Raw genomic sequence first — 16,050 nt, forward strand, 5'->3', positions numbered from 1 at the left:
CCTAGCTTTTATGACTTTTAACAAATGAGTAAGCAGCTGTCTTTTTATTCATGAGAAAAGGTAAAAAAGTTAATATAATAAGAGTTAAGCCACTTACTAAGAATATATTTTGAATCCCAAAAAGGTGAATAAGAATGGCTCCTCCAAGAGGGGAGATAAAAATCGTTGAACTTGTTAATGATTGATAAATACCAGCAATGGCACTCACTTCGTCTTCCTTTGGTATTGTTTGAATACAATAGTTAGTAATAATAATAGAAATGCCAGTTCCGATCCCGCATAAGACACCAAGGAGGAGAATATAGCTAAGGGAAAAGCCTTTTTCTAAAAAGCTAAGGCCAGTAAAGCCTAGACCAAGACTAAGAAGGGCAAAACTAAGCCATCTCTCTAACCGCAAAAATCGTTCTTTTTTACTAATGAAATAGATTGTAAATACTGAACCGCACCCGATACTTGCAATCAATAGTGTCATATATACAGGTTTTGTTGGTGCAATCAGGTGAAATAAAGCAGGGAATTGTGCGTCCACTAATTGGATAATGAACATTCCTACAATATTTAATGATAAGACCATCATTAAAGTAGGAGCACGATATAAACTTTGCCAACTGGCTTTCCATTGATTAATAAAAGTATTGTCAACAGTATCACTCCGTAATTGCGTATACTTTGCTTTTGTTCGTATGATATTTCGCAAAGAAAACAATAACCATGCAGAGATCATAAAAGCGAAAGCATTAAATAGTAATAAGTGTTTTGCAGGTAATAAGGTGAGTAATGCGCCACCTATTAATGGAGCGATGATTTTTGCTGCTTGATTCACCCCCCCATTCCAAGAAACAGCCTTTAGTTTTAGATGAGCTGGAATGAGTTCATGAACTAAACCTTGTTGAGCGGGAAAGTGAACAGTACCGACAAAAGACCGAAGTGCCAATAAAATGAGGGCTAACCAGGGAGTGCTTGCAAAGAATAGCAAGATTGTAAGAAGTACCGTTACTAAATCAGCACATCCCATAAGGATTATTTTATTGCGCTTCTGCACAAAAATACCAGAAAATTGCGAAAACAAAACTTGTGGTAAAGCATAAGCAATAGGTATGAAAGCAAGTAGAAAAGAACTCGTTTGCCAAACATACCCGAATAGGACCATAATCGCTACCATGTCAAACCATTGACCGATCATTGATAGGCAATAAGAGAAAAATAACCTATTGTATCCTTTGATTTCCCATATGGAACGGGGAATTTCTTTTGTTTGCCATGGCGAAGGGAGCTGCTGAGTGCGTGTTTCCACCGTACTCAGCAATTCTTCTATTTTGATTTTTGCTATTTCATAAGGAAAATGTTCCATGGTTTATAAGACAAGTTCGCCAATATTAGTTACTGGTTGCTCATCATGCTTTTGTACAACATTAATTTCACCTTTAAAAGATTGATTGATCTTTTTCTTTAAAACCCCTTTTGTTGACTCATCTACAACTAAAATATCCCCTGCTAAAATAATTTCTGAGATATGGTCAATATCTTCATTTGTTAACATGTCATTGATTGTTAGTTGACCTTGTATGATTACCGTTGTTTGTGGATCTAACTGTTTAAAGTTACTCGAAAACCATGTCTCCTCTTTTACTGCTATATAGTTCTTAGCATAAACAAATACTTCATTTTCGAGATTCGTTAATTTTTCAAAGAGAATATCTTCTGTACCTTCTGGACACAAGATATAAGATAATGAATGAATAGCAGAGAATGCCTCATTCAATCCTTCTCTAGTTACAGTAGAATCAATAAATATCGGTTTGGATGTATAGATCAAGTGTTGTTTATATCTCTTAATATTATGTTTATTTAAATGGGTTTGAGTTGAGAGTACTTGATACCCTTTTGGGATAATGAATTGTTTACCGTTAATACTTAATTTTCCTGAGATTAAAGATTGTTGGAAATCATAATAATGGATTGTGCCGTTAATATCTAATCTCTCAATTTTTTCTTTCAATAATGTTAAATCAACATGCTCATCAATTGTCACTTTCCCATTAACTAATAGAGTTGTGCCTTCATCTAGCCCGGCTAAATATCCTGTTGTTAAATGAAGGTTCCCATTTTCTAATTTAGGTTCTGCTCCTTTATAACTGACCAATGTCCCATTTGTTGTTAATAGTTTGGATTGGATTGCGCCTTTTAAGTGAGGCGGAGAATAGATGACACCGTTGACAATAAATGTAATGTTCTTTTGCTGAAGTTCTTCAAGTGTGACATCTACATTCACAATGATCACCCCATTGATAAATACCATTTCATGGTCATCCACAATTTTTAAATATGCAGAATCAACCTTGAAGACACCATTAGCCATTTTTACATTCTTCTCGACCATAATCGTTTGACCTATATTTTTTATATTTAATTTTGGCACAAGGTATGCATTCTTTTGCGAATAGACGAGTAATCCGACATTGTTAATCTTTTCAATATCTTGAATGCTTTCTTCAGTCGCTTGAATAAGATTTAAAACCCCGACATTACTATATTTTTGTCCCATTATTCATTCTTCCTCCTCTAAAATCTTGCGTAGTTTTTTAATTGCCTTTGCTAAATGATACCTAACAGTTGAAGCTGATAAGTCGAGCTTTATAGCAATTTCATCACTATTTAAGCCAATCCAGTATTTTTTGAAAATGATATCACTTTCAATAGCTGTTAATTGGCTAAGTAACTCTACCATTTCAATTGAGGTTTTCATTAAGGTAGGTAAAATCACTTCTTCATTTTGGTCAATATTCATTTCTCGCTTGAATTTTCTCCGCTGATCAATCAGTTGATTTTTCATGACACGGTAAAACCAAGCTTTTTGCTTATGTTTTGGCCAAGAAGATAAATCACTTAGATGCATGGCCTTTTCTAAAGCTTGTTGGATCAAATCCTGTGCTTCATGCTCATCATAAGCAATAGATGAAGCAAACTTATATAAATCATCGCGCAATGATAAATAAATAGATTGCAATACAATCACCTTTATTCCATGGAAAGATAGTTTTTCTTCTCAGCTTCATATAGATAACGAAATAGATACTTAAAATGTTGGTGGAAAATAAAAAAGTTTTGAGAAAAGTGAAATTTTGAACAACAGATCTAGAAAATGTTTTTAGCAAGAATGAAATATAGGAATTTTCTTCCTAACTAGAAATTTCTAATGAAAACTGAGCAAAAGGGGTTCTGCCGGGTTCCCTTCATTTGACCATGCCTACATAATTGAATATGTACATCGTTCTCTTCACATTTATAATGCCTGATACTCTAGCTTATCATGGGAAACTTTTCTTTACCTTAAAGCATATATCTTTTATTCCTCTTATGAATAGTACGTATTAATATTTAGAATTTAACAAATATACAAACAATGGTACGATAGGTAGTAGTTATGTGATTATTTCTAGCACGATAAGGGGGTTATAAGATGAAGGTCTCACTATTTGCTACTTGTTTAGTGGATATGTTTAACAGTAAAGCAGGAGTAGCAACTGTAGAATTATTAGAAAGGCTAGGCTGTGAGGTAGATTTTCCTGAAAATCAAGTATGTTGTGGTCAACCATCTTACAATAGTGGTTACGTAAAAGAATCAAAGGATGCAATGAAGAGGATGATAGAAACCTTTAGCCATTCTGAATATGTGGTTTGCCCATCTGGTTCATGTGCATATATGTTTCATGAATATGAGCAACTATTTAAAGACGATCCACATTGGGGGCCGCAAGCGAAAGAATTAGCTAAAAAAACATATGAATTAACAGAGTTTATCGTAGATGTGTTAAAAGTGGAGGATGTAGGCGCAAGCTATCAGGCAAAAGCTACTTATCATACTTCCTGTCATATGACACGCTTGTTAGGTGTAAAAGAAGCGCCGTTGAAATTATTATCACATGTAAAGGGATTAGAGTTTAAGGAATTGCCAAATAAAAGTCAATGCTGTGGATTTGGTGGAACATTTTCAGTAAAAATGGGAGCCATCTCAGAACAAATGGTAGATGAAAAAGTTGCCCATATTAATGAAACAGGAGCAGAGCTTTTAATTGGCGCTGATGGCGGTTGTTTAATGAATATTGGTGGACGAATTGATCGCGTGGGCGAACCAGTTAAAGTGATGCATATTGCTGAAGTATTAAATAGTAGAACAGAAGGATAGGGTGATTGATATGCCAATGAGGATTGGAAATGAGCAATTTACTGATCGTGTAACATCTGGTTTAGAAAATCGCTTTATGAGAGGGGCGGTTTCAGGGGCGCAAGATCGCTTGGAAGTGCGTAGACAAGATGCAGCCAATGAATTGGGTGATTGGGAAGAATGGCGAGCACATGGGGAAGAAATTAGACAACATGTATTAGAAAATCTAGATTATTATCTATTTCAACTAAGTGAGAATGTAGAAAAGTTAGGCGGACATGTTTTCTTCGCGCAAACATCAGAAGAGGCGAATGATTATATTAAAGGAGTAATTAAGAAGAAAAATGCCAAGAAAGTAGTAAAATCGAAGTCGATGGTGACAGAAGAAATCGATCTCAACCATCATTTAGAATCGGTTGGGTGTGAGGTCATTGAAACAGATTTAGGTGAATATATTTTGCAAATTGATGAACATGATCTTCCATCACATATAGTAGCTCCGGCTTTACACAAAAATAAAGAGCAAGTAAAAGATGTGTTTACTAGAAAACTAGGTTACCAGGGAACAGATAGACCGGAGGAATTAACAAAACATGCTAGGAAAATGCTGAGAAATGAATATTTAACAGCAGATGTAGGTATAACAGGGTGTAATTTTGCCGTCGCTGAAACAGGTTCAATTTGTCTTGTTACGAATGAAGGAAATGCCGACTTATCAACTTCTTTGCCCGATACACAAATCACTGTAATGGGAATGGAGAGACTTGTGCCATCGTTTACAGAATTAGAAGTATTGGTAGGAATGCTTTCTCGTAGTGCAGTCGGACAAAAATTACCAAGTTATGTTACCGTTTTAAGTGGTCCAAAAGAAGAGGGAGCAGTGGATGGTCCTGAAGAGTTTCATTTAGTTATTGTTGATAATGGTCGTTCAAATATTTTAGGTGGAGAATTCCAATCGATCCTACAATGTATACGCTGTGCCGCTTGTGTAAATGTCTGTCCCGTTTACCGTCATGTAGGCGGACATTCATACGGATCCATCTACTCAGGTCCAGTTGGTGCAGTACTCTCTCCATTACTTGGGGGTTATGAAGACTATAAAGAGCTTCCTTATGCTTCCACATTGTGCGGGGCGTGTACGGAGGTTTGTCCGGTGAAAATACCCTTGCATGACCTCCTTCATAAACATAGGCAAGTCATTGTTGAAAAAGAAGGAAAAGCACCCATCTCTGAAAAATTAGCGATGAAAGCTTTCGGCCTTGGAGCAGCTTCTCCTGCCTTATATAAAATGGGTGGGAAATTTGCTTCCAAGGCGGTTGGTCCATTTTCTGATGGCACAAAGCTTACAAAAGGTGTCGGTCCGTTAAAGGCATGGACTGAAATTCGTGATTTTCCTGCTCCGCAAAAAGAAAGATTTCGTGACTGGTTTAAACAAAGGAGCAAGGAGGAAAAGAATCATGGCGATAGAAAATAGAGAAATATTTCTTAAGAAAATTGCAGCGCGTCTAGGAAAAGATGAAGTGAGCAAGAAGATAGAAAAACCGCAGTGGAAATATGCACCACAAAAGCGGGTATTAAAGGGGGCATCACAGAGCCAATTAATTGAGGTTTTAAAGAACCAATGCAAATTAATTCACACGGATTTGATTGAAACAAGTTTAGCAAACTTGCCGCAAACATTAGAGGACCGAGTGTCAGATTACGGGGGTGAATCCATCGTAACTTGGCGTGATAGTAGATTAAAAGAATGGGGTGTTACATCTAAGCTTGATGAATTGCATAAGCAAGGTGTAGCGTACTATGAATGGAATCATGAAGCTGAAGCAGAAAATATCGCACTAGCAGAAAAGGCGAATATCGGCTTAACGATTAGCGAGATTACCCTTGCAGAATCGGGAACTGTCGTATTATTTAGTGATAAACATAAAGGAAGAACAGTAAGTTTCTTACCAGAAAAATCAATTATACTTGTACCTAGAAGTTCTATCGTACCGAGGATGACACAAGCAGCGGATTATATTCGCGAAAAAATAAAAGAATCAGGAGTAATCCCTAGTTGTATTAACTTTATAACTGGACCGAGTAATTCTGCTGATATTGAAATGAACTTAGTCGTCGGTGTACATGGACCAATAAATGCAACTTATATGATTATCTCTGATTTATAAGCTTACTGTGGAACAAGGGGATTGGCAAAATTAGAATCCGAACAAATACTAGGGAATAGTGTTTGTTCGTTTTTTTATGGACATTTTTCATTTTGTTATAATTTTCGTCATGGCTTTTTCTCATATGTAGGCCCATTCATTCATCATACATGTATACACCTACTGGAAATGAACTGGTTATTTCCGTTTTATTCTCACTTATTTATTTTTTAAATATAATTTTTTGGTTTGTTTCTTTTCTTTTAGTGGTACATTTATTTTAAAGAAAGAAATCATTGTTTCTTCTTAAATATAGGAAAAAAATAATTATTCGCAAAATAATTTTTATTGCTAATTTATGATATAATGACCATGTAAAAATTAATAGACAAGGAGTAATCGCTATGCTGAAAGATCTATTTATAGGCTTATCTCAAAATCAATTTTTAAATAGTGCAGCAAAAAAATATGGTTTAAAACTCGGTGCTCAAAGTGTCGTTGCGGGTACAAATATTGAAGAAGCGATTGTTAGGATTAAGGAATTAAATGCCCATGGTATCTCATGTACAGTAGATAATCTAGGGGAATTTGTTAATCAAAAAGAGGATGCGACTGCAGCAAAAGAACAAATCTTAGCAGTTGTTGAAGCGATTCATGAGCATGAAGTGGATGCCCATATTTCGTTAAAACCCTCTCAATTAGGTTTAGACATTGATTACTCCTTTTGTTTGGAGAACTTAAAGGAAATAGTAAGTAAGGCTCATGAGTATGGCATCTTTATCAATTTTGATATGGAGGACCATGGCCGTTTGCAACCTTCTTTTGATTTGTTGGATGAATTGTCAAAAAGTTATGATAATATAGGAACTGTGATCCAAGCCTATTTTTATAGAGCAATAGAAGATATACAAAAATATAAAAATTATCGTTTGCGTATTGTAAAAGGCGCATATAAAGAACCAGCTGAAGTTGCTTATACTTCTAAAGAAGATATTGATAGCAACTATATTAAACTAATAGAATTTCATTTGTTACATGGTAAATTCACGTCCATTGCGACACATGATCATCATGTAATTAATCATGTGAAGAAATTTGTAAAGGAACATGATATTCCAAATGACCAATTTGAATTCCAGATGTTATATGGATTCAGAAAAGAAATGCAATTAGAGCTTGCGAAAGAAGGTTATCATTTTACCACATATATTCCTTTTGGTGATGACTGGTACGGCTATTACATGAGACGTCTTGCAGAAAGACCACAAAACATTAATCTCGTTGCAAAACAAGTATTTAATAAGAAGACGAATACCATTCTTGGTGTTGCTGCTGGGGCGTTCTTACTTGGTAGATTATCTAAAAAGAAAAAATAGACTGATATAATAAAAGGTTCCAAATTGGAGCCTTTTTTTGATTATGGAAAATAGAGTGTAAGGAAAGAGGCTGGGACATAATTAAACGAGCTAACCTCAAAAAAGAACAATAACAAATGAAGATCTTAAAACGTCATTTGCATAAAAAGTCCGTTCCATTGCGCTCACGTACACTCGCTTTCCGCGGGGAGGGGTGATCCTCCTAAGGCATTGCCTGTGGGGTCTCAGCTTTCCCTCTATTTCCCGCAGGAGTCGAGTGTCTTCCGCTCCATTTCACTATTCTTGTCATATAAGGGTTCAAATCACACGAAAAACCGAATCATTAGATGTTAGATACTACTAATCATAAGGATAAATCATTAGCTAGAATACTTAAGTCTCAGCCTCGTCACACTCTCCTTCTATTCATTTTAGAGCAATTTTTCAATGTCATTCGTTAATTTTTCAGGTTCGGTTGTAGGCGCATATCTGTCGTATACTTTCCCGTTCCGGTCAATAAGAAACTTGGTGAAATTCCATTTAATATTTTTTGAAAGTACACCTTTCTTCGCTTCTTTTAAATAAGCAAACAGTGGATCTGTGTTATCGCCGTTTACATCTATTTTTGCAAACATAGGAAAGGAGACACCATAATTCACTTGACAAAATTCTGTTGTTTCATCGATATTCGCGAATTCCTGATTGTTAAATTGAGCACATGGAAAGCCAAGGATGATAAAGCCTTTTTCTTTATACTTTTCATATAGCTCTTGTAATCCTTCAAACTGAGGAGTAAGGCCGCATTTACTTGCCGTATTTACGATTAAGATTACTTTTCCCTCAAAATCTTTTAACTGTTGCGGTTGACCATTTGTTTTGTTTACTTCAAAGTCATAAATGGTTTTCATTATTTTTTCCTCCAAATATAAAGTAGAATTGTTTTAGCCCAATAGACTATTTATAGATAGAATTCAGCTTGTTCATTGTAAAGCATGGATTCGCTTAATTCTTTTCTTACCCTATTAATATGGTTATTCATTAATTGCCGCGCTTCATCACCATTTCCTGATGCAATTGCCAAGTAAATTTCACGGTGTTCTTCCATAGTAGATTTTTCCCGTTTATTGTTTTTGGCAAACCGATTTGACCTTGTTACTTTAATTGTATTTTTCATATGTTCAGTAAGGTTAGTCATAAGATTGATAAATATAGTATGGTGTGACGCATAAACGATATGTAAGTGGAATTGAAAATCCGCGAGTATGCCGTCTTCTGGTGTGGATGCCGTTTCCATCGATAAAAGCGAATGACGAATATTGGCTATATCTGTTGATGTCGCTCTAGTGGAAGCCAAGCCAGCACACTCCACTTCTAAAATTTTTCGTAAATCTAACATTTCATATATATTTGTCTTCGGATTAGCAGAAAGGATAGGTGCTTCAGAAGTTAAATACTCAACTGATTTAATGTATGTTCCACTCCCTTGCCTAATCTCTAAGACACCTTTCATTTCTAAAATTCTCAATGCTTCTCTAATTGATGTTCTGCTAGAGGAAAAGAGAGTTGCTAATACTCTTTCAGGGGGGAGGCGATCTCCTGGTGATAGTTTTTGATTGATAATGTATCCTTCTAATTGTTCGGTAATAATCATATGTATTTTTTTCTTTTGCGACATGATTTCCACTCCCTTTCATATCATCATACAAAAAAAGGGAAAATGCAGCAATTTTAAATTTTTAATTATTGATTTTTTTGAATTTTCTTGTACAATGAGAACATGTTAGACCAATTTTCTCAAAATTCAATAATTGGTCTGTACAATTTTGATTTGTAAGGAGAGACTAAACAGATGAAAACAACAGAGGGCAATCAAACGAATAAGCAAGAATTAGTAAGCGCTTTATTGAGCTTTTTAACAGATGAACAAGTATCTATCAATGAAACCATCCTTGACTTACATAGTAAAGATGAATCCTATCATAAAGGTAGTCATCCTGATATTGTTGTTTATCCAAAAAATGCTAGTGAAGTCAGTCAAATTATACAGAAGGCGGGAGAATTCCAAACGCCGATTATTCCTTTTGGGGTTGGGTCAAGTTTAGAGGGACATGTCATTCCTTACAAAAAGGGAATAACAATGAATTTTGCTGAAATGAATAGAATTTTAGAAGTAAAGGAAGAAGACTTTTTAGTAAAGGTTCAACCAGGTGTGACTCGTTCGCAACTAAATAAAGAGTTGAAAAAGTACGGTTTGTTTTTCCCTGTTGACCCAGGTGCTGATGCTACATTAGGCGGGATGGCGGCAACCAATGCAAGTGGAACAACTTCAGTTAAATATGGTGTAATGAGAGATCAAGTACTAGATTTAGAAGTTGTTTTAGCTGATGGGGAAATCATACATACCGGTAGTTTAGCCGCTAAGTCTTCTTCTGGCTATCATTTAAATGGATTATTTGTCGGATCAGAAGGGACTTTAGGCTGCTTTACTGAGTTGACGTTAAAAGTGTATGGTATTCCAGAATTCCAAATGGCTGGTAGAGCAACTTTCCCTACAATTGATGATGCAGTTGGTGCTGTGGTTGGCATTCTACAAGCTGGTATTCCGATTGGCAGAGTTGAGTTGGTAGATGAAGCTTCAATTAATCAAGTGAATCTGTATAGTGAGACCAATTACGAGATTAAACCAACGTTATTTTTAGAATTTCATGGTAATGAAGCAGGTCTTCAACAAGATGTTGAATTCATGAGAGAAATTGTAGCTGATTTCCATTGTCAAGATATTACATTTGAGACGGATACGGCTGCACGTAACCTTTTATGGGATGCAAGACATAATTTAGCTTACGCTTATGTACACGGCTATCCAGGTAAAAAAATGATGGTAACAGACGTATGTGTACCGATCTCAGAATTAGCGGGTGCTGTTACATACGCAAGAAAATGCCTCGATGAGATTCATTTAATTGGTGGTTTGACAGGGCATGTAGGAGACGGAAACTTCCATTCGCTTGTTATGATTGATTTGAATAATGAAGAAGAAGTAAATAAAGCAAAACATTTCAATGAACAACTTGTCTTGTATGCCTTAGAGAAGGGTGGCACTTGTACTGGCGAACATGGTGTTGGGGTAGGAAAAATGAAATATCAAGAACAAGAACATGGGAAAGCGTTAGATGTGATGAGGAAGATAAAGAATGTCTTAGATCCTAATCATATCTTAAATCCAAATAAGGTGATTCCTTTTAAAGGTGAGGGGGAGAGTTAATTGAAACTTCTAGAAACGATTAGTAATTTGGCAGGTAAGTACTTTGCTGTTCTTGTGATAATTGCAGCAGTGGTTGCCTATCTTTATCCTCCGCTATTCCTCGTATTTGGTGGTTATATTACGTTGTTACTTGGGATAGTAATGTTTGGTATGGGTTTAACTTTAAAGCCAGTGGATTTCAAGTTGGTATTTTCACATCCACTTCCAGTTTTACTTGGATTTGTGGCTCAATTTACGATTATGCCATTGACTGCATTTGCTATCGCCTACTTACTGCAATTACCTCCTGAGTTAGCTGCTGGTTTAGTCTTACTAGGGTCAGTTCCTGGGGGAACAGCATCAAATGTTATGGTGTATTTAGCTAAAGGGAATGTACCGCTATCGATTACGATGACTTCAATGTCGACTCTTTTAGCCCCAATCATGACACCTCTTATTCTTTTAGCATTGGCAGGTCAATGGATGCCAGTAAATGCTTGGCAAATGTTCTTGTCCATTATACAAGTCATTATTATCCCAATTATCTTAGGGATTGTTGTACAGAAACTATTACCTACACTGGTTGAAAAAAGTTTAAATGTCGTACCACTAATTTCTGTTACAGCCATCATCATTATTGTCACAGCTGTTGTGGCCGGAAATGCAGAAAAGTTAGCAACTGCTGGTCTTTTAGTCTTTATCGCGGTAATGCTACACAACGCAGCTGGTTTACTTTTAGGTTATTTAGCTGGCCGTATATTTAAAATGGATGAAGGCACACGAAGGGCAATATCCATTGAGGTGGGCATGCAAAATTCTGGTTTGGGCGTAACATTAGCACTAGCTCATTTTGGTCCAGTTGCGGCTATTCCAAGTGCTTTAGGTGCGGTTTGGCATAATATTTCTGGACCTATCCTAGCAACTTATTGGGCGAAGCGTCCAGTTAAGGATACTAAACCAGTAGAAATTAAAAATAAAGTTGTATAATTAAAAAGAGCATCCGAAAAAAACTAGTACCTGTAGATAAAACACACAAAAAAATAGTGTTGATCTACAGGTATTTTATATACTTAAACTTTTGTCCAAAGAAATAGGAGACAACACGAGTAAGCTACTTTTACAATACAAGTCCAAAATATCAGGAACTACTGAAAAAGCATGGATTAGGTCAGTCTGTGGCTATAAGGGAAACTGTTGGGGTAACGCTACTCTAGAATCTTTCTTTGGACATAGATGTATGATAACCATTATCGATATCAATGGAATCTAAAAAAGATGACCCCTAAACAATATAGAGATCATCAGTTAAAATTCTTACCTTTTTTTATTATATCGTTGAATTAGGGAACAGCTTAAAATGGATGTTCCTTTTATTATTATTGTACAACAGCGATAATCCCTTGTTCTTCGTCTAGTACGAGGTTTATACCTGCATATGGATCGCGATTAAGAAATTCTTCTAACCATAATCTTAATGCTTCGATAATATTCGCTGTAATTAAGACTTGCATACGACCGCCAACATGAGATTCTGCAGAGAAACCATAATCGTCATCATACATGAGCTCGATTTCGACTTCTTCTAGCTTCACTTGTTTTTTACGAGAAATGTATACGCATAATGCATTGACAATATCTTGTTCAGGAATAATTAATTGTTCCATGGATTTGGTTCCTGTTTTTTCTTTTTATCTTTAATCATTGTAAAGATTTTACGAATAATCATAATGACAAAGACAATAGCTAAAACATTGACAAGTAAACCAAGAATACTACCTAACATACCCATATTTCCAAAAAGGCCGCCAAATAATAATCCCGCGAGTCCACCTAGCATAAGTCCTTTCATTAATCCGCCAGAGAAGAAACCGCCATTATTCTTTTGTTGTTGATTTGTAGCCGTGTTGTTTTTTTGTTGTTGGTTATTTTGAACATTCGATTGGTTGTTATTGTTTGTTGTGCTGTTATTAAAGTTAACACCTTTTTTACCTGATTTATAAGATTTCGCTTCAACAGTTGAAACCTGGTCTTGGAAGATTGTTGGGCCTACTGGTGAAAAGACAAGTGCTGCAGTAAGTATGGCTGCAAAAATTTTTTTCATTATCTATAGTTCCCCCTAATAGTGTATTACTACTTATTATATCAAAATAGGTTAACAATTTGTAAGCAAAATTAGATTGTGCGTTTTTTGACATAATTCATTTAGGCCGTTATTCATTGCAATGATGAAAGAAGTTAGCTATAATTTTCGCGATATAGATAATTTTCAGAAAGGTTGTGTTTGCTTGAACAAATACTCACTTGCTTTTGCAAAAGAAAAGGACCAGCAAGATCAATTGGCAAAATATCGTAAGGAATTTTACTTGAGAGACGATTTAATATATCTAGATGGCAACTCGTTAGGATTATTATCTAAAAGAGCTGAACAATCACTAAATGAAGTCATTCAATCATGGAAGGAATACGCGATTGATGGTTGGACCGAGGGAAAGGCTCCGTGGTATTATATGGCCGAAACAATTGGGGCAAGGATGGCCAAACTAGTTGGTGCTAAGAAAGCAGAAGTTATTGCATCAAATTCTACAACTGTTAATTTGCATCAAATATTGGCTACCTTTTTCCAACCAAAGGAAGGGAAAAATAAAATTATTGCTGATGAGCTAAACTTTCCGTCTGATATTTATGCGATCAAAAGCCATCTTCGTATGAGAGGCTATTCAGAAGAACATTTCATTAGTATACAAAGTAGAGATGGGCAATTTATTCGTGAAGAAGATATTATTGCAGCGATGGATGAAGAAGTGGCACTGATTATTTTACCAAGTGTTTTGTATCGAAGTGGACAAATTCTACAAATGAAAAGGTTAGTCGAAGAAGCCCATAAAAGAGAGATATTAATTGGCTTTGATTTGTGTCATTCGATTGGGGCTATTCCCCATTCCTTAACAGAATGGAATGTTGACTTTGCCTTTTGGTGCAATTATAAACATCTAAATGGTGGACCTGGTGCTGTAGGTGGTTTATATATCAATGAAAGGCATCATGGAACAGCTCCTGGCTTAGCTGGCTGGTTTGGTTCTCATAAACAGAAACAATTTGACATGGAACATGAGATGACTCTAGCAGATGATGCAAGTGCCTATCAAATGGGCACACCACAAATTTTAAGCATGGCACCATTATTGGGCGCGCTTTCTATGTTTGATGAAGTGGGCATAGAGGCTATTAGGGAAAAGTCTTTGCAATTAACAGAGTATATGATGATCTTAATTCACAATGAATTAAAACCTTTTGCCTTTCAACTTTACAACCGAAAAGATGAGAGTAGAGGAGCACATATTTTACTTGGACATAGAGAGGCAGCGAGAATATGCAAAGCTTTAAAGGCGGAAGGAATCATTCCTGACTTCCGCATGCCAGATGGAATCCGTTTAGCCCCTGTCTCTTTATATAATTCGTTTGAAGATGTTTGGCGTGCGATAAGCATACTGAAGAAAATTATGGAAGAAGAAACATATAAAAAATTCGAAAATAAACGAGGAGTGATTGCCTAATGGGACATTGGATAGATATTTCTCAGCAACTACACAATGGGATGGCACATTGGCCAGGAGATGAAGCTTTTTCTTATAAGTTATCTGCAACGAGAAAAGAGACCGGTTCGGTTAACATTGGTCAACTGTCAACAAGTATACATATCGGTACCCATGTAGATGCCCCGTTTCATTTTATAGAAGATGGCACAAAAACAGATGAACTGGATATTAATTTGTATATTGGTAGAGCTAAGCTGATTGATTTATCAGGAGAAGATAGAATTACGACAGCCCTATTAGAGCGGTTCCCATTACAAAATGTAAAGCGACTATTAATCAAAACGAGTAATGAGGCTAAACCAAAGCATTTTCCGACAAGTGTACCTGTCATAAGTGAAGATGTCCCGCAATATTTACAAAAATGTGGGGTGGAACTGATTGGTGTTGATTTTCCGTCAGTGGATGAATTGGATAGTAAAGCATTACCTATTCACCATAAGCTCCATCAACACAGTATTCATATACTAGAGAATATCGTTGTACATGATATTGCACAGGGTGACTATGAACTGATTGCCCTTCCCCTAAGAATTGCAGGCGGAGATGGCAGTCCAGTAAGAGCAGTAATAAGAAAATTAGAAGGAGGAGGTGCGTAATGACAAAAAAAGAAGGGCAGCCTCCGTTTGAGAATGAAAAAGGGATACACACCTCATTCGAAGAAAATATGACATATGGTGAATACCTGCAACTAGATCAAGTACTAGGCGCGCAAAAAAGGTTGTCTGGTCATCATGATGAGATGTTGTTTATTATTATTCACCAAGTATCTGAATTATGGATGAAACTTATCTTACATGAAATACAATCAAGTATTGCAGCCATTGAAGCGGATGACTTGTCAACAGCCCAAAAATGTTTATCTAGGGTAACGAAAACGCAATCACAAATTATTCAAGCTTGGGACGTTCTATCCACTCTTACACCATCTGAGTATATCGAGTTCCGACCTTTCCTCGGACAAGCATCAGGCTTCCAATCTTATCAATATCGTATGATTGAGTTTGCTTTAGGGTATAAAACACCGCATGTGCTAAAAATCTATCAAAAAGATGCAGACTTGAAAGAAGAGTTGTTGAAATCCTTTGCAGCCAAAAGCCTCTATGATGTGAGTATCCATTGTTTACATCGTAATGGATTAACAATTGATGAGATGATTCTAAGTAGAGATGTTCAAGATACTTATGAATATAATGAATCGGTTAAAGAAGCATGGAAAACGGTGTATTTAAATAATGAGAAGTATTGGGAGCTCTATGAGTTAGGTGAAAAACTAGTAGATATTGAGGATTCGTTTCAACAATGGAGATTTAGACATATGAAAACAGTAGAGAGAATAATAGGTTTTAAGAAAGGGACAGGTGGCTCATCAGGCGTCGGTTATCTAAAGAAAGTCATCGATCAACAATTTTTCCCTGAGTTATGGATGATAAGAACAGAATTATAAAAGGTTAAATAGTAATGGGATAAAAGTCTCTTTGTATGAATGGATGTTAGAGGCTTTTTTCTGCTATTATGGCAAATTGTTGGGTGAATGAATGAAAAG

General features: G+C 36.0%; 16 protein-coding genes and 1 pseudogene. 10 read left to right on the forward strand and 7 right to left on the reverse strand.

Annotation, left to right across the window (positions count from 1 at the left end):
* Window position 1: 1 nt before the first annotated feature.
* The 3 genes from H9655_RS16220 to H9655_RS16230 are packed head-to-tail and all read right to left on the reverse strand — an operon-like array spanning window position 2 to window position 3,016.
* Window positions 2–1,351 carry an MFS transporter gene (locus tag H9655_RS16220; protein ID WP_225230686.1) on the reverse strand — a complete coding sequence of 450 codons (1,350 nt, stop codon included), beginning with the start codon at window positions 1,349–1,351 and terminating at the stop codon, window positions 2–4.
* Between the two features lie 3 nt (window positions 1,352–1,354).
* Window positions 1,355–2,545, reverse strand: a complete 1,191-nt coding sequence (locus tag H9655_RS16225) for a hypothetical protein (RefSeq protein WP_191815908.1) — start codon at window positions 2,543–2,545, stop codon at window positions 1,355–1,357.
* A gap of 3 nt (window positions 2,546–2,548) precedes the next feature.
* Window positions 2,549–3,016 carry an RNA polymerase sigma factor gene (locus H9655_RS16230; protein ID WP_318245500.1) on the reverse strand — a complete coding sequence of 156 codons (468 nt, stop codon included), beginning with the start codon at window positions 3,014–3,016 and terminating at the stop codon, window positions 2,549–2,551.
* A 444-nt stretch (window positions 3,017–3,460) separates the two neighbouring features.
* Here H9655_RS16230 and H9655_RS16235 point away from each other — a divergent pair, with 444 nt between their 5' ends.
* The 4 genes from H9655_RS16235 to H9655_RS16250 all read left to right on the forward strand — a co-directional run bounded on the left by H9655_RS16235 (window position 3,461) and on the right by H9655_RS16250 (window position 7,688).
* On the forward strand, window positions 3,461–4,186 hold the full coding sequence (locus H9655_RS16235; protein ID WP_191815910.1) for a (Fe-S)-binding protein: 726 nt from the start codon (window positions 3,461–3,463) through the stop codon (window positions 4,184–4,186).
* A 10-nt stretch (window positions 4,187–4,196) separates the two neighbouring features.
* Complete coding sequence (locus tag H9655_RS16240; RefSeq protein ID WP_191815912.1) at window positions 4,197–5,639, forward strand: LutB/LldF family L-lactate oxidation iron-sulfur protein; 1,443 nt, start codon at window positions 4,197–4,199, stop codon at window positions 5,637–5,639.
* On the forward strand, window positions 5,623–6,333 hold the full coding sequence (locus H9655_RS16245; RefSeq protein ID WP_191815914.1) for a LutC/YkgG family protein: 711 nt from the start codon (window positions 5,623–5,625) through the stop codon (window positions 6,331–6,333). The genes H9655_RS16240 and H9655_RS16245 overlap by 17 nt, the downstream gene beginning before the upstream one ends.
* Window positions 6,334–6,716: 383 nt before the next feature.
* Entirely contained in the window at window positions 6,717–7,688 is a 972-nt protein-coding gene (locus H9655_RS16250) for a proline dehydrogenase family protein (protein ID WP_191815916.1), read from the forward strand.
* A 410-nt stretch (window positions 7,689–8,098) separates the two neighbouring features.
* Here the strand turns inward: H9655_RS16250 and H9655_RS16255 are convergent, their stop codons facing one another.
* Entirely contained in the window at window positions 8,099–8,575 is a 477-nt protein-coding gene (locus H9655_RS16255; RefSeq protein ID WP_191815918.1) for a glutathione peroxidase, read from the reverse strand.
* Window positions 8,576–8,625: 50 nt separating this feature from the next.
* Complete coding sequence (locus H9655_RS16260) at window positions 8,626–9,342, reverse strand: FadR/GntR family transcriptional regulator (protein WP_225230687.1); 717 nt, start codon at window positions 9,340–9,342, stop codon at window positions 8,626–8,628.
* Between the two features lie 174 nt (window positions 9,343–9,516).
* Here H9655_RS16260 and H9655_RS16265 point away from each other — a divergent pair, with 174 nt between their 5' ends.
* The 3 genes and pseudogenes from H9655_RS16265 to H9655_RS22515 all read left to right on the forward strand — a co-directional run.
* The gene (locus H9655_RS16265) at window positions 9,517–10,932 is read left to right on the forward strand and encodes an FAD-binding oxidoreductase (RefSeq protein ID WP_191815920.1); all 1,416 of its coding nucleotides are present in this window, start codon (window positions 9,517–9,519) and stop codon (window positions 10,930–10,932) included.
* Window positions 10,933–11,898, forward strand: coding sequence for a bile acid:sodium symporter family protein (locus tag H9655_RS16270; protein WP_191815922.1), 966 nt, complete (start codon window positions 10,933–10,935; stop codon window positions 11,896–11,898).
* Window positions 11,899–12,035: 137 nt separating this feature from the next.
* Window positions 12,036–12,255: pseudogene (locus H9655_RS22515) on the forward strand (IS3 family transposase); the annotation flags it as partial.
* Window positions 12,256–12,287: 32 nt separating this feature from the next.
* Here the strand turns inward: H9655_RS22515 and H9655_RS16275 are convergent.
* Together H9655_RS16275 and H9655_RS16280 are read right to left on the reverse strand one after the other, a co-directional pair.
* Entirely contained in the window at window positions 12,288–12,575 is a 288-nt protein-coding gene (locus tag H9655_RS16275; protein ID WP_191815924.1) for a YxcD family protein, read from the reverse strand.
* Window positions 12,563–13,012, reverse strand: coding sequence for a hypothetical protein (locus H9655_RS16280; RefSeq protein ID WP_191815926.1), 450 nt, complete (start codon window positions 13,010–13,012; stop codon window positions 12,563–12,565). The genes H9655_RS16275 and H9655_RS16280 overlap by 13 nt, the downstream gene beginning before the upstream one ends.
* 184 nt (window positions 13,013–13,196) lie before the next feature.
* On the opposite strand from H9655_RS16280, the gene kynU reads away from it, so the two are divergent.
* The 3 genes from kynU to kynA are packed head-to-tail and all read left to right on the forward strand — an operon-like array spanning window position 13,197 to window position 15,951.
* Window positions 13,197–14,465, forward strand: a complete 1,269-nt coding sequence (gene kynU / locus H9655_RS16285; RefSeq protein ID WP_225230688.1) for a kynureninase — start codon at window positions 13,197–13,199, stop codon at window positions 14,463–14,465.
* Complete coding sequence (gene kynB / locus H9655_RS16290) at window positions 14,465–15,103, forward strand: arylformamidase (RefSeq protein ID WP_191815928.1); 639 nt, start codon at window positions 14,465–14,467, stop codon at window positions 15,101–15,103. Before kynU ends, kynB begins: the two co-directional genes overlap by 1 nt.
* Window positions 15,103–15,951 carry a tryptophan 2,3-dioxygenase gene (gene kynA, locus H9655_RS16295; protein ID WP_191815930.1) on the forward strand — a complete coding sequence of 283 codons (849 nt, stop codon included), beginning with the start codon at window positions 15,103–15,105 and terminating at the stop codon, window positions 15,949–15,951. The genes kynB and kynA overlap by 1 nt, the downstream gene beginning before the upstream one ends.
* The last annotated feature ends 99 nt before the right edge of the window (window positions 15,952–16,050 follow it).

The organism is Cytobacillus stercorigallinarum, from assembly GCF_014836495.1.
GTDB classification, from domain to species: Bacteria; Bacillota; Bacilli; order Bacillales; family Cytobacillaceae; genus Cytobacillus; species Cytobacillus stercorigallinarum.